Source organism: Bradyrhizobium sp. SSBR45G (assembly GCF_030159255.1).
Lineage (GTDB): Bacteria > Pseudomonadota > Alphaproteobacteria > Rhizobiales > Xanthobacteraceae > Bradyrhizobium.
In genome coordinates this window covers 38,289-61,771 of sequence record NZ_BSCT01000039.1, presented here as the reverse complement: position 1 = coordinate 61,771, position 23,483 = coordinate 38,289, and the positions used below count along the sequence as shown (strand labels likewise).

The following is a 23,483-nucleotide window of genomic DNA, read 5'->3' as shown; positions in this document are numbered from 1 at the left end:
CGGTGCCGCAGCGCGCCGGCGCCTGTGGTCAACAAGTTCTAAACAACAGACGCTGGCGGCGGGGCCGAAATACGGCCAAAGCGCTGGAAAGACTCACAAAACCGCGAGCGGCCGGGGCCGCCCGGACAGCCCTCGGGCGGCCTCAGCCGAGCTTGCGGCCGATCTCCATGAACTTCTGCCGGCGCTGCTTGCGGATGGCGTCGCCGTCGAGGCCCTTCAGCTCGTCGAAGGCCTGGGCGATCGCCTCGCCGGTCGCCGCGATCATCGCCGCGGGATCGCGGTGGGCGCCGCCGACCGGCTCCTTGATCACGGTGTCGACGACGTGGAAACGGAGCATGTCCTGGGCGGTGATCTTCATGTTGTTGGCGGCTTCCTGCGCCTTGGTGCCGTCGCGCCAGAGGATCGAGGAGGCGGCTTCCGGCGAGATCACGCTGTAGATCGCGTGCTCCAGCATCAGCACCCGGTTGGCGGTGGTCAGCGCGATCGCGCCGCCCGACCCGCCCTCGCCGGTGATGATCGCGACGTTCGGCACGCCCAGCGACAGGCAGGCGTCGGTCGAGCGGGCGATCGCCTCGGCCTGGCCGCGCTCCTCGGCACCGAGGCCGGGATAGGCGCCGGCGGAATCGACCAGCGACAGCACCGGGATGCCGAAGCGCTCGGCCATTTCCATCAGCCGGACCGCCTTGCGGTAGCCTTCCGGGCGGGCCATGCCGAAATTGTGCTTGAGGCGGGATTCGGTGGTGGCGCCCTTTTCCTGGCCCATCACGCAGATCGGCTCGCCGCGGAAGCGGCCGAAGCCGCCGAGCAAAGCGGCGTCCTCGCCGAACTTGCGGTCGCCGGCCAGCGGCGTGAACTCGGTGATCAGGCCGTTGACGAAGTCGGTGAAATGCGGCCGCTGCGGGTGGCGCGCGACCATCGTCTTCTGCCACGGCGTCAGATTGGCATAGAGGTCGGCCAGCGCCTGGCCCGCCTTCTCTTCGATCCGGCTGACCTCCTCGCCGATGTCGGTGCCGGAGGCGGCCATCGCACGGAGTTCATCGACCTTGGAATCGAGCTCGGCAACGGGCTTTTCGAAATCGAGGTAGCTGCGCATGGGATCCGGCATGGAGGAGCTGAAGGAAGAGCGCTGGGAAACGAAATCGGTTCGGCCTTCGGACCTGAAGTTGAGGGACTTCAGGAGCTTAGGGTGAGATCGGTGCCCGGCCTCCCGGCATCACGCCTGGATTGCGGGCAGGATGGCGCTCTTTCGGGGCAGACGGGCGCGAAGTCAAGCGGGCCGGGCGCCGCGCCCGCGGATTTGGTTTCGCGAACGTGTGAGACGGGATCAGGTCTCGGCGAGCGGGTGCAGGTCGCGCACCAGGCTCTTCAGCCGCTCCTCGACCACATGGGTGTAGATCTGGGTGGTCGAGATGTCGGTGTGGCCGAGCAGGGTCTGGACGATGCGCAGGTCGGCGCCATTGTGCAGCAGGTGGCTGGCAAAGGCGTGACGCAGCACGTGCGGCGACACCAGCCGGGCCGGCAGGCCGCTTGCCACCGCGAGCTCCTTGAGGTCGCGGGCGAAATGCTGCCGGGTCAGATGGCCGCTCTCGCCGAACGAGGGAAACAGCCATTTGCCGAAGGTGGCACTGGCCTTCTTCTCCGGCTTCTGCCTGTCCAGCATCGCCAGATAGTCCGCCATCGCCTGGCGCGAGGCCTGGTTGAGCGGCACCAGCCGCTCCTTGTTGCCCTTGCCGCGCACCACGATCATGCGGGCATCGTTGCGCGCCGCCGTGCGCGGCAGCGCGACCAGCTCGGAGACGCGCAAGCCGGTCGCGTAGAGCACCTCCAGCAGGCAATACAGCCGCAGCGCCCGCAGCCGCTGCGACGGCGAGGCATCGGCGACCTCGGAGAGCTCCTTGGCGCGCGTCAGCATGCGGTCGACATCGGCGATCGACAGCACCTTGGGCAGGGACCGGCCGCGCTTCGGCCCGGACAGGATCGCGGCGGGATCGTCGCTGCGGATGCGCTCGCTCAGCAGGAAGCGGAACAGGTGCCGCATCGCCGACAGCCGCCGCGCCACGCTGGACGACTTGAAGCCCCTGGTGTCGAGCTCGGCGAGATAGTCGCGCAGCGCCTGGGTGTCCGCGGTGACGAAGCTGTTGGCCTTGCGGGTGAGAAACTCGGAAAGGTCGGTCAGGTCGCGGCGGTAGGCGTCCAGCGTGTTCTGGCCGGCGCCCTGCTCGGCGGCCATCATGTCCAGGAACAGGCTCATCAGCCTGGCGTCCGAGGCCTTGACCTTCATGTCGAGAAATCCGCTGCGTCCGAGGCGATCGAATCAGTCCGAACTATTCGCGCCGACACAGTGAGCGGTGACTGCAAATCTGGCCGATATCGCGGCGCCGGGCCGTCTCAGAGAAGCGCAAAAAGCTTAATCAAAGCCGTGTGGCTTTTGAGTTCGCGACGGCGCGCCGGATCATTTCTTCTGGAACTTGTCCGGCGGGATCGACACCGTGATTTCGCGCGGCTTCGGGTTGACGAAATTCGCCAGCGCGTAGATCGCGCCATAGACCACGCCGACGATGACGGCGATCACGGTCAGGAAGCGGAACAGGCTGGGCATCGGTCGCGCAGGCCACCAGGAAAGGAACCGTTTCATCCAACATGTTCGCACCCGGCTGGCAAGCCCGGCCGCCGCCGCTGTCCTCCTTGCTTGGTCATTCCGGGGCGGCGCGCGCAGCGCGGCGAGCCCGGAATCCATAACCACAGGCAGATGTCGTGGGGCGAGACGCCATCACCAGCGTGCCTCATTCGCCATCCTGTGGGTATGGATTCCGGGCTCGCGCTGCGCGCGCCCTGGAATGACGTCCGGGTTGGGTTGAGGCGGAACAGGATGCCTTTGAAAGCAGCAGGGCCTGGGTTAGAAGCGAGAGATGACTGATACGCCCCAACCCGCACCCAGCCCCGCTCCGGAGGCCGCGATTCTCGCGGGCCTCGGCAAGCGGCTGATCGTGCTGGTCGGGATGATGGGGGTCGGCAAGTCGACCGTGGGCCGGCGGCTCGCGGCGCGGCTGCGGCTGCCTTTCGTCGATGCAGACACCGAGATCGAGACTGCGGCCGGCATGACCATACCGGAAATCTTCGAATCGCGCGGCGAGGACTATTTCCGCAACGGCGAGGCCCGGGTCATCGCCCGCCTGCTCGAGAATGGCCCGGCGGTGCTGGCGACCGGCGGCGGCGCCTTCATGCGCGAGGAGACGCGCCGGCGCATCCATGAGAAGGCGGTCTCGTTGTGGTTGAAGGCGGATGCCGACGTGATCATGCGCCGGGTCAGGCGCCGCGCCGACCGCCCCTTGCTGCAGACGGCCGATCCCGAAGGCACCGTGGCGCGCCTGCTGACCGAGCGTGAGCCGGTCTACCGGCTGGCGGACCTGACGATTTTCTCGCGCGACGTGCCGCACGACCGGGTCGCCGAGGACTGCCTGGAGGCGCTGCAGGCGTTCCTGTCGCCCGCGTCGGTGGCCGAGGCTCAACCAGCCCCGCCGCAATCCGATCCAGGTCCATCCAATTCCGTGCAGGCGATGAGCGCACTCCGATGACGGCACCACTCAAGCATTCCGATCCGATCATCGTCGATGTCGCGCTGGGCGAGCGCGCCTATGACATCGTCATCGGCCGCGGCGTGCTGGCCACGCTCGGCCAGCGCATCGCGGCGCTGCGGCCGGGCGTGCGCACGGCCATCGTTACCGACCGCACCGTGGCCGCGCATTGGCTGAAGCCGACCGAGGCGATCTTGGCGGAGGCGGGGATCCCGTCGTCGACCATCGTGGTCGAGGAGGGCGAGGGGTCCAAGACCTATGCCGGCCTTGAAAAGGTCAGCGAGGCGCTGATCGCGGCCAGGATCGAGCGCAACGATCTGGTCGTTGCGCTCGGCGGCGGCGTGGTCGGCGATCTCGCCGGCTTCGCGGCGGCGATCCTGCGCCGCGGCGTGGACTTCGTGCAGGTGCCGACCTCGCTGCTGGCGCAGGTCGATTCCTCCGTCGGCGGCAAAACGGGGATCAACTCGCCGCAGGGCAAGAACCTGCTCGGCGCTTTCCACCAGCCGGTGCTGGTGATCGCCGACACCGCGGTGCTCGATACGCTGTCGCCGCGCCAGTTTCGCGCCGGCTATGCCGAGGTCGCCAAATACGGCCTGCTCGGCGACGCCAGCTTCTTCGCCTGGCTGGAAGCCAACCACGCCGACATCGTCAAGGGCGGCGCGGCGCGCGAGCATGCGGTCGCGACCTCCTGCCGCGCCAAGGCGGCGGTCGTCGCCCGCGACGAGCGCGAGACCGGCGACCGGGCGCTGCTCAATCTCGGCCACACCTTCGGCCACGCGCTGGAGGCCATCACCGGCTTCTCCGACCGGCTGTTCCACGGCGAGGGCGTTGCGGTCGGCATGGTGCTGGCGGCGCAGTTCTCCGCCGAGCTCGGCATGCTGCCGCCGGACGACGTCACACGCATCGAGCGTCACCTTGCCGCGGTCGGGCTGCCGACCCATCTGCAGGACATCGCCGGCTTCGCCCAGGAGGGCGTCGGCGACGCCGACCGGCTTTTGGCCCTGATGGCGCAGGACAAGAAGGTCAAGCGCGGCAAGCTCACCTTCATCCTGATGGAAGCAATCGGCCGCGCGGTCATTGCCAAGGACGTCGATCCGGCGCGGGTCCGCGACTTCCTACAGATCAAATTGCGAGGCCGCGGCTGATCTCGGCCTTTACGCCGTGTTGAGCGGTGCGAGCGCATCATCGACGGCTTCCATCGAGAGTGACATCGGCGTCATGGACTGGATCACACTCACCGTCGTCATCATCTGTCTCGCCGCCTCGGCCTTCTTCGCGCTGAGCGAGACCGCCCTGACCGGCGCCTCCCGCGCCAGCATGTTGCGCCTGTCGAAGCAGGGCAATCGCGAGGCCGACGTGGTGTCGAGCCTGTTCGACATGCGCGAACGGCTGATCGGCGCACTGCTGCTCGGCAACAACATCGCCAATATCGCCGCCTCGGCGCTGGCGACCGGCGTTTTCACCGCCTGGTTCGGCGAGGTCGGCGTGCTCTACGCGACCGGCGTGATGACCGCGCTGGTCGTGATCTTTGCCGAGGTGCTGCCGAAGACCATCGCGATCAACGCGCCGGATCGTGTCTCGCTTGCGGTGGCCCGGCCGATGCGTGGCACCGTGATCGTGCTCGGACCGGTGCTCGCGGTGATCGAGGCGATCGTGCGCGTCTTGATGCGGCTGATCGGCTTCAAGGTCGGCGCCAACCAGCCGATCCTGTCGCCGACCGAACGGCTGCGCGGCGCCGTCGATCTCCTGCATCATGAAGGCAAGGTCGAGAAGCAGGACCGCGACATGCTGGGCGGCCTGCTCGACCTGAGCGAGCTGCAGGTGTCCGACGTCATGATCCATCGCACCGAGATGGTGATGGTGAACGCGGACCTGCCGCAGGAGGAGCTGGTGCGCGAGGTGCTGGCCTCGGAATACACGCGCATCCCGTTGTGGCGCGGCACGCCCGAGAACATCGTCGGCGTGCTGCATGCGAAGGACCTGTTGCGTGCGATCCGCTCAGCCGAGGGCGATGTGTCGCATATCGACGTTGCCTCGCTGGCGCTGCCGCCGTGGTTCGTGCCGGAGATGCGCTCGGTGTCGGAACAGCTGAAGGCGTTCCGCCGCCGCAAGACGCATTTCGCGCTCGTTGTCGACGAGTATGGCGAGGTCGAAGGCATCGTCACGCTCGAGGACATCCTGGAAGAGATCGTCGGCGACATTTCCGACGAGCAGGACGTGCAGGTCGCTGGCGTGCGCGTGCAGCCGGATGGATCGGTCGTGGTCGATGGCTCAGTGCCGATCCGCGATCTCAATCGCGCGATGGACTGGACGCTGCCGGATGAAGAGGCGACGACCGTTGCAGGTCTCGTGATTCACGAGGCGCGCTCGATCCCCGAGCGCGGCCAGAGCTTCACCTTCCACGGCTTTCGTTTTCGCGTGCTGCGCCGGGAGCGCAATCGCATCACCGCGCTGCGCATCGTCCCGGTGCCGCGCGGTGAAACCGAGGAGACGCGGCCGCGCCGTGCGGGCACGGCATTCTGACGGGACGGAGTTGTTGGTGTTAGGCTTCGCCCGGCGCCTTCGCATGTAGCGCCAGTGCATGTACGGAGCCGGCCAGTTCCGCCGCCAACGCGGCGTTGATCAGGCGATGCCGATCGACGCGGCTCTTGCCGGAGAAGGCCTGCGACACAATATACACGCGGAAATGGGTCTCACCACTCGGCTGATGGCCCATATGGCCTTCATGCAGATGTGATTCGTCCTGGACGTCGAGGCTTTCCGGCGTGAAAGCTTCGCGCAACTTTTCGATGATAGCATCTCGCGTTCGCATGGTCTCTGGAAATACGCATCAAATTATTTTTCGTCAATCGGCGGTCCCCGCCTGAGGTATTCGGAATGTCAAGACTTGAAGCTTTTGGCGTTGCGTAGTCAAAGTCCGCCATGCCGATCGATTCATCCAAATTCTTCGACTCCATCCGCATCAAGCCCAAGAAGCAGGCTTCGCGGCAGCCGGTGCGCGAGGAGGTCCAGCCCTGCCAATGGCCGGACTGCACGAACCGGGGTTCGCACCGCGCGCCCAAGGGGCGCGAGAACCAGCGCGAATATTGGCACTTCTGTCTCGACCATGTGCGCGAGTACAACCAGTCCTATAATTTCTTTTCGGGCATGAACGCCGAGGCGGTCGCGCGCTACCAGAAGGATGCGCTGACCGGACATCGCCCGACCTGGAAGATGGGTGCGAATACATCCGCCAAGCGCGGCACCGGTACCCCCGAGGGTGATCTCGGCGATGCGTCGGATCCGTTCAGCGTGTTCGCCGAGATCAACGGCCGCGGCAGCTGGCGCCCGGATCCGCAGTCGGCGCCGAAGGCCGAGACGCGCAAGGTGTTCAACGCCGAGCGCAAGGCGTTGCAGGTGATGGGCCTCGGTCCCGACGTCACGCTGGAAGATGTGAAGGCCAAATATAAGGCGCTGGTGAAGCAGCACCATCCCGACGCCAATGGCGGCGACCGCTCCACCGAGGATCGCCTGATCGAGATCATCAAGGCCTACAACTATCTGAAGACGGTCGTGAAGGGCTGACGCCGCGCGACATCGTTTGCCACACGGCGCCCGACCGTTCGTTGAGCCAACTGCTCAGGGCTTCGGCCCGATATAGGCCGAGCTCGGCCGGATCAGCCGTCCCGTGCGCTGCTGCTCCCTTGCATGCGCCGTCCAGCCGGCAGCCCGCGCCACCGCGAAGATCGGCGTGAACGCCTGGCGCGGAATCTTCAGCGCATCGAGCAGGATGGCGGTGAAGAACTCGACATTGGTGTCGAGCACACGCTCCGGATTCTTCTGCCGCAGCGCTGCGCGGATATAGGCCTCCACCTCGCTCGCGAATGGCAGATCGGCCCCGCTGCCCGCCAGCCGCTCGATCGCGCCCTTGAGCACGTCGGCGCGCGGATCGCGCACCCGGTAGATGCGGTGGCCGAAACCCATCAGCCGCTCGCCCCGGCTCAGTGCCGCATCAACCCACGGCCTGATGTTGTCGCGCGTGCCGATCGCGTTCAGCATCTCCAGCACCGGCTCCGGCGCCCCGCCATGCAGCGGCCCGGTCAGGGCGCAGTAGCCGGCGGTGATGGATGCGAACAGGTCGGCCTGGGTCGAGGCGACGACGCGTGCGGCAAAGGTCGAGGCGTTCATGCCGTGGTCGCTGACCGTCACAAGATAGGTGTCGAGCGCGGCTACCTCGCCGCTGCCGGGCGTGTCGCCGCGCACCATGCGCAGCGTGTCGGCGGCGTGGCCGAGGTCGGGGTGGGGCGCGACCGGCTGCGCTCCTCGTGCGCGCTGGACCAATGCGCCGGCGATCACAGGGCAGGCGCCGACGATCGTCGCCTCGTCGTCGAGCCCGGCTTCGGGACGCAGCGCCGCGACGGCGGCGCGGAAGCCGTCGATGATCGACAGGCCGGCGGTCGCGGCGAGCAACTCGGGCAGCCGGGCAAAGGCGCGCTGACGGGCGAGGCCGAGGCGGGCACGGACGTCCGCTTCGCTGACGGTGTGCTTCGTCGCCGCGCTCCACAGCCGGGCCGTCACGCCCTCGAAGCTGGTGGCGGCGAGATCGGCCACCCGGCTGCCTGCGATGATGAGCTCGCCCTGCTGGCCGTCGACATGGCTGAGCACGGTCTCAGCCGCAGCGATGCCATCGAGGCCGACGGGGGTCTTGCCGAGGTGAATGGTCATGGCGGGATCTCCTGCGTGAATGGTCACGGCGCAAAGATCGGTCCCGTCGACAACTTGATCAATCTTGATTAAGCTGATCAATATGAAAAAAGACAGTGGCCTTTACCTTTCGGCCCGAGAGGCTTCAGCAGAGCTCGCGATCTCTCCGGCGACGCTTTATGCCTATGTGAGCCGCGGCCTCGTTCGCTCCGAGCCATCGCCGAATTCCCGCAGCAACCGCTATCGCGCCGAGGACATTCGGGCGCTGAAGGAGCGGCGTGTCCCGACGCCCGAGCCGCGGGCCTTCCGTAGCTTCGACGCGGACTTGCCCGTGTTCGATTCCGCGGTGTCGACCATCACCGAGGCCGGTCCGATCTACCGGGGCGTCAATTGCGTCGACCTCGCCGAGCGCGATTCGCTGGAGCACGCTGCGACGCTGCTGTGGGACGTGACCGCCATCGACCCGTTCGCGCCCGACAACCTGCCGGCCATATCGGACGAGATGCGCCTGATCGCCGATGCCGCGCGCCGCGCGGCACCGATCGACCGCGCCATTGCCGTGCTCGCGCTGGCGGCCAATGCGGACCCCGCGGCCTTCAATCGCGCGCCGGACGGTCGTGCGATGGTAGGCGCCCGCATCGTGCGGCTGGTCGTCACGACCATGCTGAACCAGCCGCCGTCGGCCGAGCCGCTGCATATCCAGGTCGCCCATGCGTGGGCGCCCGATCACAAGCATGCGCCGGACCTGATCCGCCGCACCCTGGTGCTGCTGGCCGATCACGAGCTGAACGCGTCGACCTTCACCGTCCGCTGTGCGGCCTCGACCGGACTGAGCCTCTACGATGCCGTCATTGCCGGACTGGCGGCGCTGAAGGGGCCGCAGCATGGCGGCGCCGGCGTGCTGGCGTCGCAACTGGTGAAAACGCTGGTCGACCGTGACGTCGCGCCGCTGATCCGCGAGCGCGTGGCGCTGGGCGAACGCTTCGCCGGCTTTGGGCACGGCGTCTACAGGCGCGGCGACCCGCGCGCGATCTCGCTGCTGGAGGCACTGACGCGCGCCGGCGCGCCGCGCAAATTCACCCGCGAGGTGCCGGAGCGAATCGCGGAGGCGACCGGCGAGTTCGTGAATATCGACTATGCGCTGGCCGTTCTGGTGCACAGCCTGCGGCTGCCGCCGGGCAGCGAGCTGGCGCTGTTTGCGATGGCGCGCTGCGTCGGTTGGATCGCGCATGCCTGCGAACAGCTGCAGCACGGCCGGTTGATCCGTCCGCGCGCCCGATACACGGGACCGATTCCCGGCCGCGGCGCGCTGCTGGAGTCGCTTTGAGCGGCGTCAGCCGCCGCCTCAATCTGCCGCGCCCGCCGCCAACTGGGTCTCGCGCCGCTTCCGCAGCAGCCAAAGCACCAGCCAGACCGCAATCGTGCCTGCGATCGCCGCGATGATCCAGGTGGACTTGGCGATGTGGCTGTGATGCGGGATGCCGCCGTAGCGGTGCAGCAGCTGCACCGCGAAGACGCCCGGCAGCACGTGGGCGCAGGCCCACAAGACGATCGCGGGGATGTTCACGGCGTAGAACCGGGCCGGCGGGATGTCGAGCGCACCCGCCGTGATCGGCACCACGGCGCGGATCGGCGCCACGAATCGGGCGAAGAAGATCGCCAAGGTGCCGAAGCGGTGGAAGAAGGCTTCGCTCTGCGCCACCAGGCGCGGATAGTTCGAGAACGGCCAGCCCGTCAGGATCTCGCGCTGGCTGCGGTGGCCGACCCAGAAGGCCGTGCCGTCCCCGAGGATCGCGCCGAGGATGGCCGCCGCCAGCACCCATTGCAGAGTCAATTCGCCGCCCGGAATGAGCGCGCTCAGCGCCAGGATGATGGTCGTGCCCGGAACCACCGAACCGACGATCGGAACGGCCTCCAGCAGCGCGGCCAGGAACAGGGTGAGATAGGCCAGTCCCGCATGCGCGGAGACGAAGGCGATGAGGGGGTCGAGCAGATGGGTCACGCGGTTCCTGCTGGTGGAGAGGGTCGTGGCTGAGCTTGTCGATAAGTAGGAACCCCGGCCCCAAGTGCCACGTCGGTCGACAAACACCCGATGGGGCGAAAAGGTGGCGTGATACGCAGGGCAGCCTTTCGAAAACGGTCAGTCAGGCTTATCGTGATGATATAACGACGGAACTTTGATCAAGGCTTAGGCTTCTGCCCGTGCGTGCACTCTGCTAGGCTACGGCCTGAAGCCCTTCAACCGCAGCCAAACATGAAATCTGGTTTCGGGAATGCCCGGGACCTCGGAGGATGAATGACGACCGCCGCTACGACCAATGCGCAGGAGATGACCGGTGTGCCCGACATGAAGGTGTCGGTGCGTCAGGTGTTCGGGATCGACAGCGACCTTGAGGTGCCGGCCTTTTCCGCAAGCGACCCGCATGTCCCCGAAGTCGACGCCGACTACCGCTTCGACCGTGCCACCACGCTTGCGATCCTGGCCGGCTTCGCCAAGAACCGCCGTGTGATGGTGACCGGTTACCACGGAACGGGTAAATCGACCCATATCGAGCAGGTCGCGGCGCGCCTCAACTGGCCCTGCGTGCGCGTCAACCTCGACAGCCACATCAGCCGTATTGACCTCGTCGGCAAGGACGCGATCGTGGTCCGGGATGGCAAGCAGGTCACCGAGTTTCGTGACGGCATCCTCCCCTGGGCGCTGCAGCACAACGTCGCGCTGGTGTTCGACGAGTACGATGCCGGCCGTCCGGACGTGATGTTCGTGATCCAGCGCGTGCTCGAAGTCTCGGGCCGTCTGACCTTGCTCGACCAGAACAAGGTCATCAAGCCGCACCCGTCGTTCCGCCTGTTCGCGACCGCCAACACCATCGGTCTCGGCGACACCTCGGGCCTCTATCACGGCACGCAGCAGATCAACCAGGGCCAGATGGACCGCTGGTCGATCGTCACGACGCTGAACTACCTCGCGCATGACGAGGAGGTCGAGATCGTGCTGGCGAAGGCCAAGCACTATCAGAACGCGCAGGGCCGCGACACCGTCAACAAGATGGTGCGGCTCGCCGACCTCACGCGCAACGCTTTCGCCAACGGCGATCTGTCGACGGTGATGAGCCCGCGCACGGTCATCACCTGGGCCGAGAATGCCGAGATCTTCGGCGACATCGGCTTCGCCTTCCGCGTGACGTTCCTCAACAAATGCGACGAGCTCGAGCGTCCGCTGGTCGCGGAGTTCTATCAGCGCTGCTTCAACGCGGAGCTGCCGGAATCCGCCATCAACGTGGCGCTGAGCTGATACCGGTGTCGTCCCGGCCTTCGAGCCGGGACCCATGCCCCGCGGCATCTCCCGTCGGGTGATGTGGGAAAGCGAGTGCGAAACAACGAACGCCGGTGGTTATCGGGCCCGGCGTTCGCCGGGACGATAGCCGCAGGAAACAGATGACCACACCGAGCAACAAACCCCGTCCCGGCGTCAAGGAAGCACCGACCGAACCGTTCAAGCGGTCGGTGACCGGGTGCCTGCGCGCCATTGCCCGGGCCCCTGAGCTCGAAGTGTCCTTCGCCGCCGAACGGCCGGGCCTTTCACCGGGCAAGGCGCGGCTGCCGGAGCCGGCGCGCAAGATGACCAAGCGTGATGCTGCCGTGGTGCGCGGCCACGCCGACTCGATCGCGCTCAAGATCGCCTGTCACGACCCAAAAATTCACCGCAAGCTGATCCCCGGCAATCCGCAGGCGCGCGGCGTGTTCGAGGCCGTCGAGCAGGCCCGCGTCGAGGCGATCGGCGCCAAGCGCATGGCCGGCGTCGCCAAGAACCTCACGGCGATGCTCGACGATCACTTCCATCGCGGCAAATATGACGAGATCACCGACCGCGCCGACGCACCGCTGTCGGACGCGCTGGCGATGATGGTGCGCGAGCGTCTCACCGGCATGGCGCCGCCGAATGCTGCGCGAAAGGTGGTCGATCTCTGGCGCCCGTTCCTGGAGGACAGGATCGGCTCGCGCCTCGATGAGCTCGGCCGCTTCGCCGAGAACCAGGCCAAGTTCGGCGACCTCGTGCATGATCTGCTGTCGGCGCTGGATCTCGGTGACGAACGCAACGCCGATTCGGAAGAGGACGAGGACAACGACGACAACCGCGACGGCGACAATGATCAGTCCGGCGCCGAGGGCTCGCCGGAATCCGATGCCGCGCAGGAGATGAGCGCCGACCAGGCGCAGACGACCTCGGACGAGATGTCGGAGAGCGCGATGGAGGCGGCGCAGGCGTCGGCCTCCGACACGCTCGATGACGGCGAGCTCGGCGACGACGAGACCCCGGGCGAGGCGACACGGCCGAACCGCGGCGGCGCCAACGAGCCGCGCGGGCCGGAATATCACGCCTTCGCGCCGAAATTCGACGAGGTCATCGCGGCCGAGGACCTGTGCGACCATGACGAGCTGGAGCGGTTGCGCTCCTATCTCGACAAGCAGCTCGCGCACCTCCAGGGCATCGTGGCGCGGCTCGCCAACCGGCTGCAGCGCCGGCTGATGGCGCAGCAGAACCGCGCCTGGGAGTTCGATCTCGAGGAGGGCATCCTCGATCCGGCGCGGCTGTCGCGCGTGGTCATCGATCCCTACCAGCCGCTCTCGTTCATGCGCGAGAAGGAGGCCACCTTCCGCGACACGGTGGTGACGCTGCTGCTGGACAATTCCGGCTCGATGCGCGGCCGCCCGATCACGGTGGCCGCGACCTGCGCTGACATTCTCGCCCGTACGCTCGAGCGTTGCGGCGTCAAGGTCGAGATCCTCGGCTTCACGACGCGGGCCTGGAAGGGCGGTCAGTCGCGCGAGGCCTGGCTCGCCGCCGGCAAGCCGGCCAATCCCGGCCGCCTCAACGATCTCAGGCACATCATCTACAAGGCCGCCGACGCCCCATGGCGCCGGGCGCGCAAGAATCTCGGCCTGATGATGCGCGAAGGTCTCCTGAAGGAGAATATCGACGGCGAGGCGCTCGACTGGGCGCACAAGCGCCTGCTCGGCCGGCCCGAGCAGCGCAAGATCCTGATGATGATCTCGGACGGCGCGCCGGTTGACGACTCCACGCTGTCGGTGAACCCCGGCAACTATCTCGAGCGCCATCTGCGCCACATCATTGAGGAGATCGAGACCCGCTCGCCGGTCGAGCTGATCGCGATCGGTATCGGTCACGACGTCACGCGCTACTATCGCCGCGCGGTGACGATTGTCGACGCCGAGGAGCTCGGCGGCGCGATCACCGAGAAGCTCGCCGAACTGTTCACCGAGACCCACGCGGCGCCACAACCTTCGCGCGGGCCAAAGCGCAAGCTGCATTAATAGAAAGACCGGTCGTTCGATCGGAAGCGTCCTCCTCCGTCTCGGAGGAGGTGTGGGGGAGGGGGCCCCGCCGCCGATGTCGCTGCAGGCGATCTCCGACCGCAGGCGCTTTCTTGCGCTGACCCTCGGCGGAGTGTCGGCTCTCGCATGGTCCAGTCGCGCTCCGGCGCAATCGGTGCCGCCTCCAGCCCGGAGGCGCGCCGCCATTGACGAGCACTCGGTCACCTCGGCGGTCCGTATCGAGGTCAAGGCGCGGCCGTTGCCGTCCTTCGATCTGCGCGATCGGACTCATACCCGTTTCGGGATGCTGCAATATCGCAGCGGTGTGGCGCTGACCTCGGCCTATCCGGGCTTCGGTGGGCTGTCCGGCATCCGGCTCGACGCCACGGGCGAGCGCTTTCTTGCGATCAGCGACAAGGGCGGCTGGTTCACCGGCCGCATCGCCTATTCCGGCCGCGACATCGCGGGACTTGCGGATGTCGAGGCAGCGCCGCTGCTCGGACCGGACGGACGGCCGATCACGGACCGCGGCTGGTATGATTCCGAGTCGCTCGCGCGTGACGGCGACATTGCCTATGTCGGCCTCGAACGCGTCAATCAGCTGCTGCGCTACGACTTCGCCAAGGGCGGCACAAGCGCGCGCAGCGAGATCATGCCGCTGCCGCCCGCTGCCAGGCGGCTTCCCAACAACAAGGGGCTCGAAGCGCTCGTCATCGTGCCCAAGGGCCTGCCGCTCGCCGGAACCCTGATCGCGATCTCCGAGCGCGGCCTGGATGCGAACGGCAACCTGCTGGCGTTCCTGCTCGGTGGCCCCTCGGCGGGACAGTTCAGCATCGTCAGAAGCAACGATTTCGACGTCAGCGATGCCGTGCTGCTGCCGTCAGGTGATCTGCTGGTCCTGGAACGGAAGTTTTCGTTGTTCAACGGGGTCGGCATCCGCATCCGCCGCGTCAGGCTCGCCGATATTGCGCCGGGTGCGCTGGTCGATGGTCCCGCGATCTTTTCCGCCGATCTCGGCCAGGAGATCGACAATCTCGAAGGCATCGACGCGCACGTCACGCCCGAGGGCGACACCGTGCTGACGCTGGTGTCGGACGACAATTTCTCGATGATCCAGCGGACGCTGCTGCTGCAGTTCACATTGATGGAATGAGGCGCAACATCCCATGGCGGCCGCGTTGACCACTGCCCTGCCATGGCGGACACTTGCCGGCGTCAGATCATGGCCATCAACCGTCCCAGCCTGGAACCCAGCATGAGCGCCCTGTTTACCCCGATCAAGCTGCGCAGCCTCGAACTTGCCAACCGTGTCGTGGTGTCGCCGATGTGCCAGTATTCGGCCGAGAATGGCGCAGCCAATGATTGGCACTTCACCCACATCAACACGTTGGCGCTATCAGGCGCGGCGATGTTCTGCATCGAAGCGACGCATGTGGAGCCGATCGGTCGTATCACGCCCGGCTGTCTCGGGCTCTGGGACGACGCGACCGAGGCGGCGCTCGCGCCGATCCTGGCCTCGGTGCGCAAACATTCGAGCACCGCGATTGCGATGCAGCTCGCCCATGCCGGACGCAAGGGCTCCAGCCACAAACCGTGGGATGGCGGCCAGCAGATTCCGCTCGCCGACGGCGGATGGCAGACGGTCGCGCCGTCGGCCATTGCGCACAAGGCGGGCGAGCTCGCGCCCGAGGCGCTCGATGCCGCGGGCCTGGCACGCATCCGCGACGCATTCGCTTCTGCAGCGAAGCGCGCTGCACACCTCGGCATCGATGCGATCGAGGTTCACGGCGCGCACGGCTATCTGCTGCACCAGTTCCTGTCGCCGATCGCCAACCAGCGCAGCGACGCCTATGGCAGCTCGCTGGAGAACCGCATGCGCTTTCCGCTCGAAGTGTTCGATACCGTCCGCGGCGCCTTTCCTGCGGACAAGCCGGTCGGGATGCGTGTCTCGGCGACCGACTGGGTGGATGGCGGCTGGGATCTCGACCAGACCATCGCCTTTGCGCAAGAGGTGAAGCGCCGCGGCGCGGACTGGATCGACGTCTCCTCGGGCGGCGTGTCGCCGTTGCAGAAGATCACGCTCGGCCCCGGCTATCAGGTGCCGTTTGCCGCAGCCGTGAAGCAGGCGACGGGACTTCCCACCATGGCCGTCGGCCTCATCACGCAGGCGCAGCAAGCGGAAGAGATCGTCGCAACCGGCAAGGCCGACATCGTCGCGCTGGCCCGCGGCATGCTCTACGATCCGCGCTGGGGCTGGCATGCCGCCGCCGAACTTGGCGGACAGGTGTCTGTGCCTCCGCAATACTGGCGCTCGCAGCCGTCGACGCAGAAGGAGCTGTTCGGCAAGACGACGTTCGGCGCACGCTGACGTGCAATCGCGGCAATGCCGCAGATGAGCGTTGCAAAAATCTGCGGTCATTATTCCGCCAGCGACACAGCCGACGATTGTCGCTGTCGAACGAAGTGCTAGTCTTCGCAGACCACGTGCGGCGTTGCCGACTCGGTTGGTCGTGTTTCGTCTCGCGTGACGATGAGCGCACCGCAAAGGTGCGCCGCAAAACAAGCGCGAGAGGAAGCCATGGAGATCGGATATTTCACGATGCCTTCGCATCCGCCGGAGTGCGGATTGAAGGAGGGCCACGATTGGGACCTGCAGGTCCTGCGCTGGCTCGATGAGCTCGGCTATCAGGAAGCCTGGATCGGCGAGCATCACACCGCGCCTTGGGAGCCGCACCCGTCGCCCGATCTGCTCCTTGCGCAGGCCTTCCGCGAGACCAAGACCATCCGGCTCGGGCCTGGCGGTTTCCTGCTGCCCTATCATCATCCGGCCGAACTCGCCAACCGCGTCGCGATGCTCGATCATCTGTCCGAAGGCCGGCTCAATTTCGGCATTGCCGCATCCGGCCTGCCGAGCGACTGGGCGATGTTCAATGTCGACGGCATGAGCGGCCAGAACCGCGAGATGACGCGCGAGGCGCTGGAGATCATCCTGCGGCTGTGGAGCGAGCCGGCCCCGTTCACGCACAAGGGCAAATACTGGACGGTCACCAAGCCCGACGTGATGTTCGACTTCCTCAAGCCGATCCAGGCGCCGCATCCGCCGATCGGCGTCGCCGGCCTGTCGAAGAACTCCGACACGCTCAAGCTCGCCGGCGAGCGCGGCTTCATTCCGATGAGCCTCAACCTCAACCCGGCCTATGTGTCGTCGCACTGGGATTCAGTGGAAGCAGGCGCCGCCAAGTCAGGCCGCAAGGCCAATCGCAACGATTGGCGGCTGGTGCGCGAGGTGTTCGTCGCCGAGACCGACGAGGAGGCCTGGCGCCTGTCCTCCGGCGACATGATGGGCCGGATGATGGGCGAGTACTTCCTGCCTTTGCTCGGCCATTTCGGCTTCAAGGACTATCTGAAGCACGCACCCGACGTACCGGATTCCGATGTGACGGTGGACTATTGCGCCAGGCGCAACTGGATCATCGGCTCGCCGGCGACGGTCACTGAGAAGATCGAGAAGATCTGGCATGAGGTCGGCGGCTTCGGCACGCTTTGCGTGTTCGGCTTCGACTACAAGCACAAGCCGGAAGCGTGGCACAACTCGCTGCGGTTGTTGAAGCAGGAGGTGCTGCCGAGGTTGCGCCATCTCAATGCCGACATGACCAAGGCGGCCTAGCATTCATGGTCGGACCGGCGTCAAGGCGCCGGTCCGGTCAGTGAGGTCATCGCCATGCGCATTCGTGTCCGTCAGTCCGCCCATGTGCTCGAACGTTCCGGACTTGCCTTGGCAGGCGCAGCCTGCGGCGTGTTCGTCGGCGCGCATGTCGGCTCCAGCGTGCCGTGGCTCACCACGCAGGGGTTCCTGGTGGTCATGATGCTGTCCGGCGCCTTCGGCTTCTATCTCGGCATCGACACGCCCCAGATACCGTTTCACCCGCACGAAGAGGGCACTCCGGCCGCGAAAAAGATCGACGCGGCCGAGTTCCTCAGTGCCGTCGGCACCTTTCTGGCGACGCTGACGGCGTTCTTCGCGGTCGGCATCATCATCCTGCGCGAGGACCCGCACATCGTCTGGACGTCGCTGATCATGGCGGGCTGGGTGGTCGGCGTCATCATGCAGATCGTGGCCGGCGCGATCGCGCGCATGCGGCATTGATGCTTGGTGATTTTTTGTGCTGAGGCTGTCGCGACTTTCATCCGGGACGGCGTGAGCGCGGCCGCGCGAGCGTTCGATTGAGTTCTGTTTAGCGGAACTAAGCGGTCCGGCGCGGCCGGCGCGGCCTCGGATCGGCGCACGGTCCCGCGTCTGCCAGCCGGGAGCCATAGGCTTTCGCCTGAACACCTGTTGGAGCAGGCTGGCGGCCCCATGCACCCTGGGCAGGCGCCGCATCGAAACGCCGCATGACGCTCTCCAGCATATTGGCGCGCTTGATGCATCGCGATGAGCCGAAACAGTTGGGAAGTTCATCATGTTGAAACGGGTGTTGCTGGGTATCGTCGTCGGCTGCGGATTGTCCGCGGCGCAGGCGGAGGAGCCGAAAATCGGCGGGGTGGTGAATGCGGTGATCCAGCCCGAGCCGCCCGGGCTGATGCTGGCGATGGTCCAGAACGGCCCGGTACAGATGGTATCGGGCAACATCTTCGAAGGCCTGCTGCGCTACAGCCCGAAGCTTGAGCCGCTGCCCGGCCTGGCCGAATCCTGGACCATCAGCCCGGATGCCAAGGTCTACACCTTCAAGCTCAAGCCCGGCGTGACTTGGCATGACGGCAAGCCGTTCACCTCGGCCGACGTGCTGTTCTCGATCGAGATGCTGAAGCAGACGCACGCGCGCGCCCGCAACAATCTCGTGATGGTCGAGAAGGTCGAGGCGCCCGATGATCTCACCGTGGTGTTCACGCTGAAAGAGCCGTTCGGTCCGTTCATCGGCATCTTCGAGGTCGGCTCGATGCCGATGGTGCCGAAGCATCTCTATGAAGGCACCGACTACAAGACCAATCCGAACAACAACGCGCCCATCGGCACCGGCCCCTTCATGTTCAAGGAATGGCAGAAGGGCTCCTTCATCCGGATGGTGAAAAATCCGAACTATCACGAGAAGGGCAAGCCCTATCTCGACGAGGTCTACTGGCAGATCATTCCCGACGCGGCGGCGCGCTCGGTGGCGTTCGAGACCGGCAAGGTCGACGTGCTGCCCGGCGGCTCGATCGAGAATTTCGACGTTCCGCGGGTGTCCAAGCTGCCGGGCGCCTGCGTCACCGGTGCCGGCTGGGAGTTCTTCTCGCCGCTGTCCTGGATGTGGCTGAACCTGCGCAATCCGATCCTGGCCAACAAGAAGGTACGGCAGGCGATCATGTACGCCGTCGATCGCGACTTCGCCAAGGACGTAATCTGGAACGGCCTCGGCAAGGTCGCGACCGGTCCGTCGGCCTCGACCATCAAGTTCTACAGCGACGACGTGCCGAAATATGCCTACGACCCGGCCAAGGCCAAGGCGCTGCTCAAGGAGGCCGGCTACAAGGGCGAGAAGATCCGCATGCTGCCGCTGGCCTATGGCGAGACCTGGCAGCGCTGGGGCGAGGCGGTGAAGCAGAATCTGCAGGACGTCGGCATGACGATCGAGACGATCGCGACCGACGTGCCCGGCGGCAACCAGAAGATCATGGAATGGGACTACGACATCGCCTTCACCTATCTCTACCAGTATGGCGATCCGGCGCTCGGCGTCTCCCGCAACTACATCACCTCGGCGATCGCCAAGGGCCAGCTGTTCAACAATGTCGAGGGCTATTCCAACCCCGAGGTCGACAAGCTGTTCGCCGAAGGCGCGACGGCGCCGACGGATGCCAAGCGCAAGGAAGCCTACGACAAGGTGCAGAAGATCCTGGTCGAGGACGTTCCCGTGGCCTGGCTGCTCGAATTGCAGTTCCCGACCATCACCAAGTGCAAGGTGAAGAACCTCATCACCACCGGCATCGGCGTGAACGACGGCTTTCGCGACGCCTGGCTCGACAAATGATGGTGTCGTTCGGAGCGCGGTCCACAAGTGCCGCGCTCCGGCGCCTCACCCTCCTGCCCAGCTGACCTCCACGGGCCCTTCATGCTCTCCTTCATCGCCCAGCGCGTCGTGAAGGGCGTCATCGTCCTTCTTGCCATCATCGTGCTGAACTTCTTCCTGATCCGGCTGGCCCCGGGCGATCCTGCCGTGGTCATGGCCGGAGAAGCCGGCGCCTCCGACCAGATCTTCGTCGCCCAGTTGCGCGAGAAGTTCGGCCTCGACCGCCCGTTGCCGGAGCAGCTGCTCATCTACGTCAAGGGCATCGCGACGTTCGATCTCGGCTTCTCCTTCCGCCAGCAGGCGCCGGTCGCCAAGCTGATCGCCGAGCGGCTGCCGGCGACCCTGCTGCTGACGCTCACGGCGTTCGCGATCTCGCTCGGTCTCGGCATCCTGTTCGGCGTGCTGGCCGCGCGCTTTGCCGGCACCATCCTCGACACGGCGATCACGGTGCTGGCGCTGATCTTCTATGCGACGCCGCTGTTCTGGATCGCGCTGATCGCGATCCTGCTGTTCTCGGTCTGGGCCGACTGGCTGCCGAGCTTCGGCTACGAGACGGTCGGCGCCGGCTACACCGGCTTGCGCCATGCGCTCGATGTCGGCGCGCATCTGGTGATGCCGGCCGCGACGCTCGGCCTGTTCTTCATGGCGACCTACACCCGCATGACCCGCGCCTCGATGCTCGAGGTCAAGCGGCTCGACTTCGTCAAGACCGCGCGTGCCAAGGGCCTGCGCGACGGCGTCATCCAGCGCCGCCATGTGCTGCGCAATGCGCTGCTGCCGGTGGTGACCTTGGCCGGCGTCCATGCCGGCACGCTGGTCGGCGGCGCCGTGTTGACCGAGACCGTGTTCGCCTGGCCGGGCATCGGCCGGCTGATGTATGACGCGCTGATCCAGCGCGACTACAATCTGCTGCTCGGCGTGTTCGTGGTGTCCTCGGCCATGGTGCTGATCTTCAATCTCGTCACCGACCTCGTCTATCGCCTGGTCGACCCGCGCATCGAGTACGCCTCATGAGGCAGTTCTGGCGCACCATGCTGCGCAGCCCGAGCGGAATCATCGGGCTGGTCATTCTCGTGCTGGCGATCGTGATCGCCGTGGCTGGGCCGTTGTATTTTCCCAACTCGCCGTGGCGCATGGTGCAGCGGCCGTTCGTGCCGCCGTTCACGCTGGCGAAGGTTCCGCTCGGCACCGATGCGCTCGGACGCGACGTCCTGGCCGGGCTGATCTTCGGAGCCCGTGTCTCGCTGCTGGTCGGCCTGGTCTCGACGCTCGTCGCATTGATCGTCGGCGTGCCGCTCGGCGCCATCGCCGGCTATTTCGGCGGCCGCGTCGATGACGCCTTGATGCGCTTCACCGAGTTCTTCCAGACCATCCCGAGCTTCGCGCTGGCCATCGTGCTGGTGGCGATCCTGCAGCCTTCGATTTATTCCATCGTCGCCGCCATCGGCCTCGTCAGCTGGCCGCCGGTGGCGCGTCTGGTGCGCGGCGAGGTGCTGTCCTTGCGTACCCGCGAATACGTCCAGGCGGCGATGGTCACCGGCCAGAGCAACGCCTGGATCATCTGGCGCGAGATCCTGCCCAATGCGCTGTCGCCGGTCATTGTGCTGGCCTCGCTGATGGTCGCGACCGCGATCCTCTTGGAATCCTCGCTGTCGTTCCTCGGCCTCGGCGACCCCAATCTGATCTCCTGGGGCTACATGGTCGGCGCCGGCCGCACCGTCATCCGCCAGGCGTGGTGGATCACGGTGTTCCCGGGCGTCGCGATCCTGCTGTCGGTGCTCGGCCTCAATCTGATTGGCGAGGGATTGAACGACGCACTCAACCCGCGTCTGTCGCGCGAAGGCAGGTGAGCGATGATGAAGCATGACTTCCGTAGGGTGGGCAAAGGCGCAACGCGCCGTGCCCACCGATTGTCATCCTCGTCTGCTGATGGTGGGCACGCTTCGCTTTGCCCACCCTACGGCGGCGCTGAACTGGGCGGGCACAGAGCCATGTCTGATCCCGTCGTTGCCATCAGGAATCTCCGCATCGCCCTGCCCAAGGGCGCCGAGCGCGCACATGCCGTCGATGGCGTCTCGTTCGATCTCACCGCCGGCAAGATCGTCTGCGTCGTCGGCGAGTCCGGCTCCGGAAAATCGATGTGCGCGCATGCGCTGCTCGGCCTGCTGCCGGACACGGTGACGGTCGACAGCGGCGAGATCCGCTTCGAGGGCCGCGACCTGCTCACCGTCGATGAAGATGGCTGGCGCGATCTGCGCGGGCGGCGCATCGCGATGGTGTTCCAGGAGCCGATGACCGCGCTCAATCCGTTGATGCGGATCGGCGACCAGCTGATGGAGGTGTTCGAGGCGCACGACCTGCTGACGCCGCGGGAGCGCCGCGCCAAGGCGCTGGCGCTGGTGCGCGAGGTCGGCCTGCCCGATCCCGAGCGCATCATCCGCGCCTATCCGCATCAGCTCTCCGGCGGCCAGCGCCAGCGCGCGATGATCGCGATGGCGCTCGCGCTCGAGCCCGCGGTGCTCGTTGCCGACGAGCCGACCACCGCGCTCGACGTCACCACGCAGGCGCAGATCCTGAAGCTGATCCGCAATTTGCAGCAAAGCCACAACATGGCTGTCATGTTCATCACCCATGATTTCGGCGTCGTCGCCGATATCGCCGATCAGGTCGTGGTGCTGCGCCACGGCAAGGTGGTGGAGGAGGGCGCGGCCGAGGCCGTGCTCGGCCATCCGCAGCACGACTACACCAAGGCGCTGCTCGCGGCCGTGCCGTCGTTCGATCCGCCGCCACGTCTGACGCGCGAGGATGCGCCACGGGCGGTGGAGGTGATTGGCCTCGACAAGACCTATGTGACCCCGAGCGGCTGGTTCCGCCCGAAGCGGACGACGCGCGCCGCGCATGCGGTGAACTTCACGATCCACCAGGGCGAGACGCTCGGTCTCGTCGGCGAATCCGGCTCGGGAAAGTCATCAGTCGCACGTCTGGTGGTGCGTCTGATCGAAGCGGATCGCGGTACGGTGCGGATTGGCGACGTCGATCTCACGCGGCTGTCCGGCCGCGCGCTGCGGGCGCAGCGGCATCGTATCCAGATGATCTTCCAGGATCCGTTCGCCTCGCTCAATCCGCGCCGCAAGGTCGGCCGCATCATCGCCGACGGCATGGCCGCGCGCGGCACGCCGCTCGAGGCTGCGCTGAAGCGCGCGCAGGAGTTGTTGGGTCTGGTCGGGCTCGATGCGGGGGCCATCGGCCGCTACCCGCATGAATTCTCGGGCGGGCAACGCCAGCGCATCGGCATTGCCCGCGCGCTGGCGCTGGATCCCGAAATCATCGTCGCCGACGAGGCGGTGTCGGCGCTCGACGTCTCCGTGCAGGCGCAGGTGCTGCGCCTGCTGGAAGACCTGAAGGCTCGGCTCGGCCTGTCGATGCTGTTCATCACCCATGATTTGCGCGTGGCGGCGCAGATCTGCGATCGTATCGCGGTGATGCAGAGGGGCGAGATCGTCGAGCTGAAGCCGACCGCGGCGCTGTTCGCCAACCCCGAACACTCCTACACGCGCGAGCTGCTCGCCGCCGTACCGGGTCGGAAGCCGCTGCCGGCTTGACGTCATGATTCGCAGGCGGCGCTCGGGATGGCTAGGTGCGGCCCCGTCGACACAAATTGCTTGCAACATAATCGGCGTATTCCGATTATAACCGATGTCGCCTCGACGACGACGCTGGGAACATCGTCCCGCGCCCGTGCCGACAGCGTCCGCTGCTGACAGCGAGATCGCGGCTGGCTGGTCCGAGGCCGTCATTGAATTGCGGTGATCCTGTGCCAGTCTCGCCAGGATGTCGCAGC

21 protein-coding genes are annotated in these 23,483 nt (G+C 66.4%); 15 read left to right on the top strand and 6 right to left on the bottom strand.

Going from position 1 to position 23,483, the window contains the following annotated elements; genetic code table 11:
• Positions 1-142 precede the first annotated feature (142 nt).
• From QQL87_RS31230 to QQL87_RS31220, 3 genes are all read right to left on the bottom strand, one after another.
• A complete protein-coding gene (locus QQL87_RS31230) occupies positions 143-1,105 on the bottom strand; it encodes an acetyl-CoA carboxylase carboxyltransferase subunit alpha (RefSeq protein ID WP_284422931.1) in 963 nt (320 codons plus the stop codon).
• 219 nt (positions 1,106-1,324) lie between these two features.
• The gene (gene xerD / locus QQL87_RS31225) at positions 1,325-2,281 is read right to left on the bottom strand and encodes a site-specific tyrosine recombinase XerD (protein WP_284422932.1); all 957 of its coding nucleotides are present in this window, start codon (positions 2,279-2,281) and stop codon (positions 1,325-1,327) included.
• 171 nt (positions 2,282-2,452) lie between these two features.
• Positions 2,453-2,599 (bottom strand): histidine kinase, encoded by a 147-nt coding sequence (locus QQL87_RS31220; protein WP_284422981.1) that lies wholly within the window; start codon positions 2,597-2,599, stop codon positions 2,453-2,455.
• Between the two features lie 310 nt (positions 2,600-2,909).
• Between QQL87_RS31220 and QQL87_RS31215 the strand changes: the two genes are divergently transcribed.
• The 3 genes from QQL87_RS31215 to QQL87_RS31205 all read left to right on the top strand — a co-directional run bounded on the left by QQL87_RS31215 (position 2,910) and on the right by QQL87_RS31205 (position 6,098).
• Positions 2,910-3,575 carry a shikimate kinase gene (locus tag QQL87_RS31215; RefSeq protein ID WP_284422933.1) on the top strand — a complete coding sequence of 222 codons (666 nt, stop codon included), beginning with the start codon at positions 2,910-2,912 and terminating at the stop codon, positions 3,573-3,575.
• Positions 3,572-4,720 carry a 3-dehydroquinate synthase gene (aroB, locus tag QQL87_RS31210; protein ID WP_284422934.1) on the top strand — a complete coding sequence of 383 codons (1,149 nt, stop codon included), beginning with the start codon at positions 3,572-3,574 and terminating at the stop codon, positions 4,718-4,720. Before QQL87_RS31215 ends, aroB begins: the two co-directional genes overlap by 4 nt.
• 73 nt (positions 4,721-4,793) lie before the next feature.
• On the top strand, positions 4,794-6,098 hold the full coding sequence (locus tag QQL87_RS31205) for an HlyC/CorC family transporter (protein WP_284422935.1): 1,305 nt from the start codon (positions 4,794-4,796) through the stop codon (positions 6,096-6,098).
• Positions 6,099-6,117: 19 nt separating this feature from the next.
• Here the strand turns inward: QQL87_RS31205 and QQL87_RS31200 are convergent, their stop codons facing one another.
• On the bottom strand, positions 6,118-6,387 hold the full coding sequence (locus QQL87_RS31200) for a BolA family protein (RefSeq protein WP_284422936.1): 270 nt from the start codon (positions 6,385-6,387) through the stop codon (positions 6,118-6,120).
• 110 nt (positions 6,388-6,497) lie between these two features.
• Here QQL87_RS31200 and QQL87_RS31195 point away from each other — a divergent pair, with 110 nt between their 5' ends.
• Entirely contained in the window at positions 6,498-7,139 is a 642-nt protein-coding gene (locus QQL87_RS31195) for a J domain-containing protein (protein WP_284422937.1), read from the top strand.
• A gap of 54 nt (positions 7,140-7,193) precedes the next feature.
• On the opposite strand, the gene QQL87_RS31190 is transcribed toward QQL87_RS31195, so the two are convergent.
• Positions 7,194-8,279 (bottom strand): citrate synthase/methylcitrate synthase, encoded by a 1,086-nt coding sequence (locus QQL87_RS31190; protein WP_284422938.1) that lies wholly within the window; start codon positions 8,277-8,279, stop codon positions 7,194-7,196.
• A gap of 82 nt (positions 8,280-8,361) precedes the next feature.
• Between QQL87_RS31190 and QQL87_RS31185 the strand changes: the two genes are divergently transcribed.
• Positions 8,362-9,585: a citrate synthase family protein gene (locus QQL87_RS31185; RefSeq protein ID WP_284422939.1), complete on the top strand. Its 1,224-nt coding sequence runs from the start codon at positions 8,362-8,364 to the stop codon at positions 9,583-9,585.
• Between the two features lie 18 nt (positions 9,586-9,603).
• On the opposite strand, the gene QQL87_RS31180 is transcribed toward QQL87_RS31185, so the two are convergent.
• Positions 9,604-10,260: a DedA family protein gene (locus QQL87_RS31180; protein WP_284422940.1), complete on the bottom strand. Its 657-nt coding sequence runs from the start codon at positions 10,258-10,260 to the stop codon at positions 9,604-9,606.
• A gap of 294 nt (positions 10,261-10,554) precedes the next feature.
• On the opposite strand from QQL87_RS31180, the gene cobS reads away from it, so the two are divergent.
• The 10 genes from cobS to QQL87_RS31130 all read left to right on the top strand — a co-directional run bounded on the left by cobS (position 10,555) and on the right by QQL87_RS31130 (position 23,244).
• Positions 10,555-11,553 (top strand): cobaltochelatase subunit CobS, encoded by a 999-nt coding sequence (gene cobS, locus QQL87_RS31175; RefSeq protein WP_284422941.1) that lies wholly within the window; start codon positions 10,555-10,557, stop codon positions 11,551-11,553.
• 143 nt (positions 11,554-11,696) lie between these two features.
• Positions 11,697-13,595 carry a cobaltochelatase subunit CobT gene (cobT, locus tag QQL87_RS31170; RefSeq protein ID WP_284422942.1) on the top strand — a complete coding sequence of 633 codons (1,899 nt, stop codon included), beginning with the start codon at positions 11,697-11,699 and terminating at the stop codon, positions 13,593-13,595.
• 76 nt (positions 13,596-13,671) lie between these two features.
• Complete coding sequence (locus QQL87_RS31165; protein WP_284422943.1) at positions 13,672-14,748, top strand: esterase-like activity of phytase family protein; 1,077 nt, start codon at positions 13,672-13,674, stop codon at positions 14,746-14,748.
• A gap of 102 nt (positions 14,749-14,850) precedes the next feature.
• Entirely contained in the window at positions 14,851-15,963 is a 1,113-nt protein-coding gene (locus QQL87_RS31160; RefSeq protein ID WP_284422944.1) for an NADH:flavin oxidoreductase/NADH oxidase, read from the top strand.
• Between the two features lie 210 nt (positions 15,964-16,173).
• Positions 16,174-17,262: an LLM class flavin-dependent oxidoreductase gene (locus QQL87_RS31155; protein WP_284422945.1), complete on the top strand. Its 1,089-nt coding sequence runs from the start codon at positions 16,174-16,176 to the stop codon at positions 17,260-17,262.
• A gap of 54 nt (positions 17,263-17,316) precedes the next feature.
• Positions 17,317-17,742 (top strand): hypothetical protein, encoded by a 426-nt coding sequence (locus QQL87_RS31150; protein ID WP_284422946.1) that lies wholly within the window; start codon positions 17,317-17,319, stop codon positions 17,740-17,742.
• A gap of 313 nt (positions 17,743-18,055) precedes the next feature.
• Entirely contained in the window at positions 18,056-19,603 is a 1,548-nt protein-coding gene (locus QQL87_RS31145) for an ABC transporter substrate-binding protein (RefSeq protein ID WP_284422947.1), read from the top strand.
• An 81-nt stretch (positions 19,604-19,684) separates the two neighbouring features.
• The gene (locus tag QQL87_RS31140) at positions 19,685-20,656 is read left to right on the top strand and encodes an ABC transporter permease (protein WP_284422948.1); all 972 of its coding nucleotides are present in this window, start codon (positions 19,685-19,687) and stop codon (positions 20,654-20,656) included.
• Positions 20,653-21,492 (top strand): ABC transporter permease, encoded by an 840-nt coding sequence (locus tag QQL87_RS31135; protein ID WP_284422949.1) that lies wholly within the window; start codon positions 20,653-20,655, stop codon positions 21,490-21,492. Before QQL87_RS31140 ends, QQL87_RS31135 begins: the two co-directional genes overlap by 4 nt.
• A gap of 141 nt (positions 21,493-21,633) precedes the next feature.
• Entirely contained in the window at positions 21,634-23,244 is a 1,611-nt protein-coding gene (locus QQL87_RS31130) for an ABC transporter ATP-binding protein (RefSeq protein ID WP_284422950.1), read from the top strand.
• Positions 23,245-23,483 lie beyond the last annotated feature (239 nt).

Coding starts and splice junctions, on each gene's coding strand:
- QQL87_RS31230 (WP_284422931.1), bottom strand. CDS start 1,105: ATGCCGGATCCCATGCGCAGCTACCTCGATTTCGAAAAGCCCGTTGCC.
- QQL87_RS31150 (WP_284422946.1), top strand. CDS start 17,317: ATGCGCATTCGTGTCCGTCAGTCCGCCCATGTGCTCGAACGTTCCGGA.
- QQL87_RS31220 (WP_284422981.1), bottom strand. CDS start 2,599: ATGCCCAGCCTGTTCCGCTTCCTGACCGTGATCGCCGTCATCGTCGGC.
- QQL87_RS31185 (WP_284422939.1), top strand. CDS start 8,362: ATGAAAAAAGACAGTGGCCTTTACCTTTCGGCCCGAGAGGCTTCAGCA.
- cobT (WP_284422942.1), top strand. CDS start 11,697: ATGACCACACCGAGCAACAAACCCCGTCCCGGCGTCAAGGAAGCACCG.
- cobS (WP_284422941.1), top strand. CDS start 10,555: ATGACGACCGCCGCTACGACCAATGCGCAGGAGATGACCGGTGTGCCC.
- QQL87_RS31130 (WP_284422950.1), top strand. CDS start 21,634: ATGTCTGATCCCGTCGTTGCCATCAGGAATCTCCGCATCGCCCTGCCC.
- QQL87_RS31190 (WP_284422938.1), bottom strand. CDS start 8,279: ATGACCATTCACCTCGGCAAGACCCCCGTCGGCCTCGATGGCATCGCT.
- QQL87_RS31215 (WP_284422933.1), top strand. CDS start 2,910: ATGACTGATACGCCCCAACCCGCACCCAGCCCCGCTCCGGAGGCCGCG.
- QQL87_RS31165 (WP_284422943.1), top strand. CDS start 13,672: ATGTCGCTGCAGGCGATCTCCGACCGCAGGCGCTTTCTTGCGCTGACC.
- QQL87_RS31155 (WP_284422945.1), top strand. CDS start 16,174: ATGGAGATCGGATATTTCACGATGCCTTCGCATCCGCCGGAGTGCGGA.
- aroB (WP_284422934.1), top strand. CDS start 3,572: ATGACGGCACCACTCAAGCATTCCGATCCGATCATCGTCGATGTCGCG.
- QQL87_RS31205 (WP_284422935.1), top strand. CDS start 4,794: ATGGACTGGATCACACTCACCGTCGTCATCATCTGTCTCGCCGCCTCG.
- QQL87_RS31140 (WP_284422948.1), top strand. CDS start 19,685: ATGCTCTCCTTCATCGCCCAGCGCGTCGTGAAGGGCGTCATCGTCCTT.
- QQL87_RS31195 (WP_284422937.1), top strand. CDS start 6,498: ATGCCGATCGATTCATCCAAATTCTTCGACTCCATCCGCATCAAGCCC.
- QQL87_RS31135 (WP_284422949.1), top strand. CDS start 20,653: ATGAGGCAGTTCTGGCGCACCATGCTGCGCAGCCCGAGCGGAATCATC.
- QQL87_RS31160 (WP_284422944.1), top strand. CDS start 14,851: ATGAGCGCCCTGTTTACCCCGATCAAGCTGCGCAGCCTCGAACTTGCC.
- xerD (WP_284422932.1), bottom strand. CDS start 2,281: ATGAAGGTCAAGGCCTCGGACGCCAGGCTGATGAGCCTGTTCCTGGAC.
- QQL87_RS31200 (WP_284422936.1), bottom strand. CDS start 6,387: ATGCGAACGCGAGATGCTATCATCGAAAAGTTGCGCGAAGCTTTCACG.
- QQL87_RS31145 (WP_284422947.1), top strand. CDS start 18,056: ATGTTGAAACGGGTGTTGCTGGGTATCGTCGTCGGCTGCGGATTGTCC.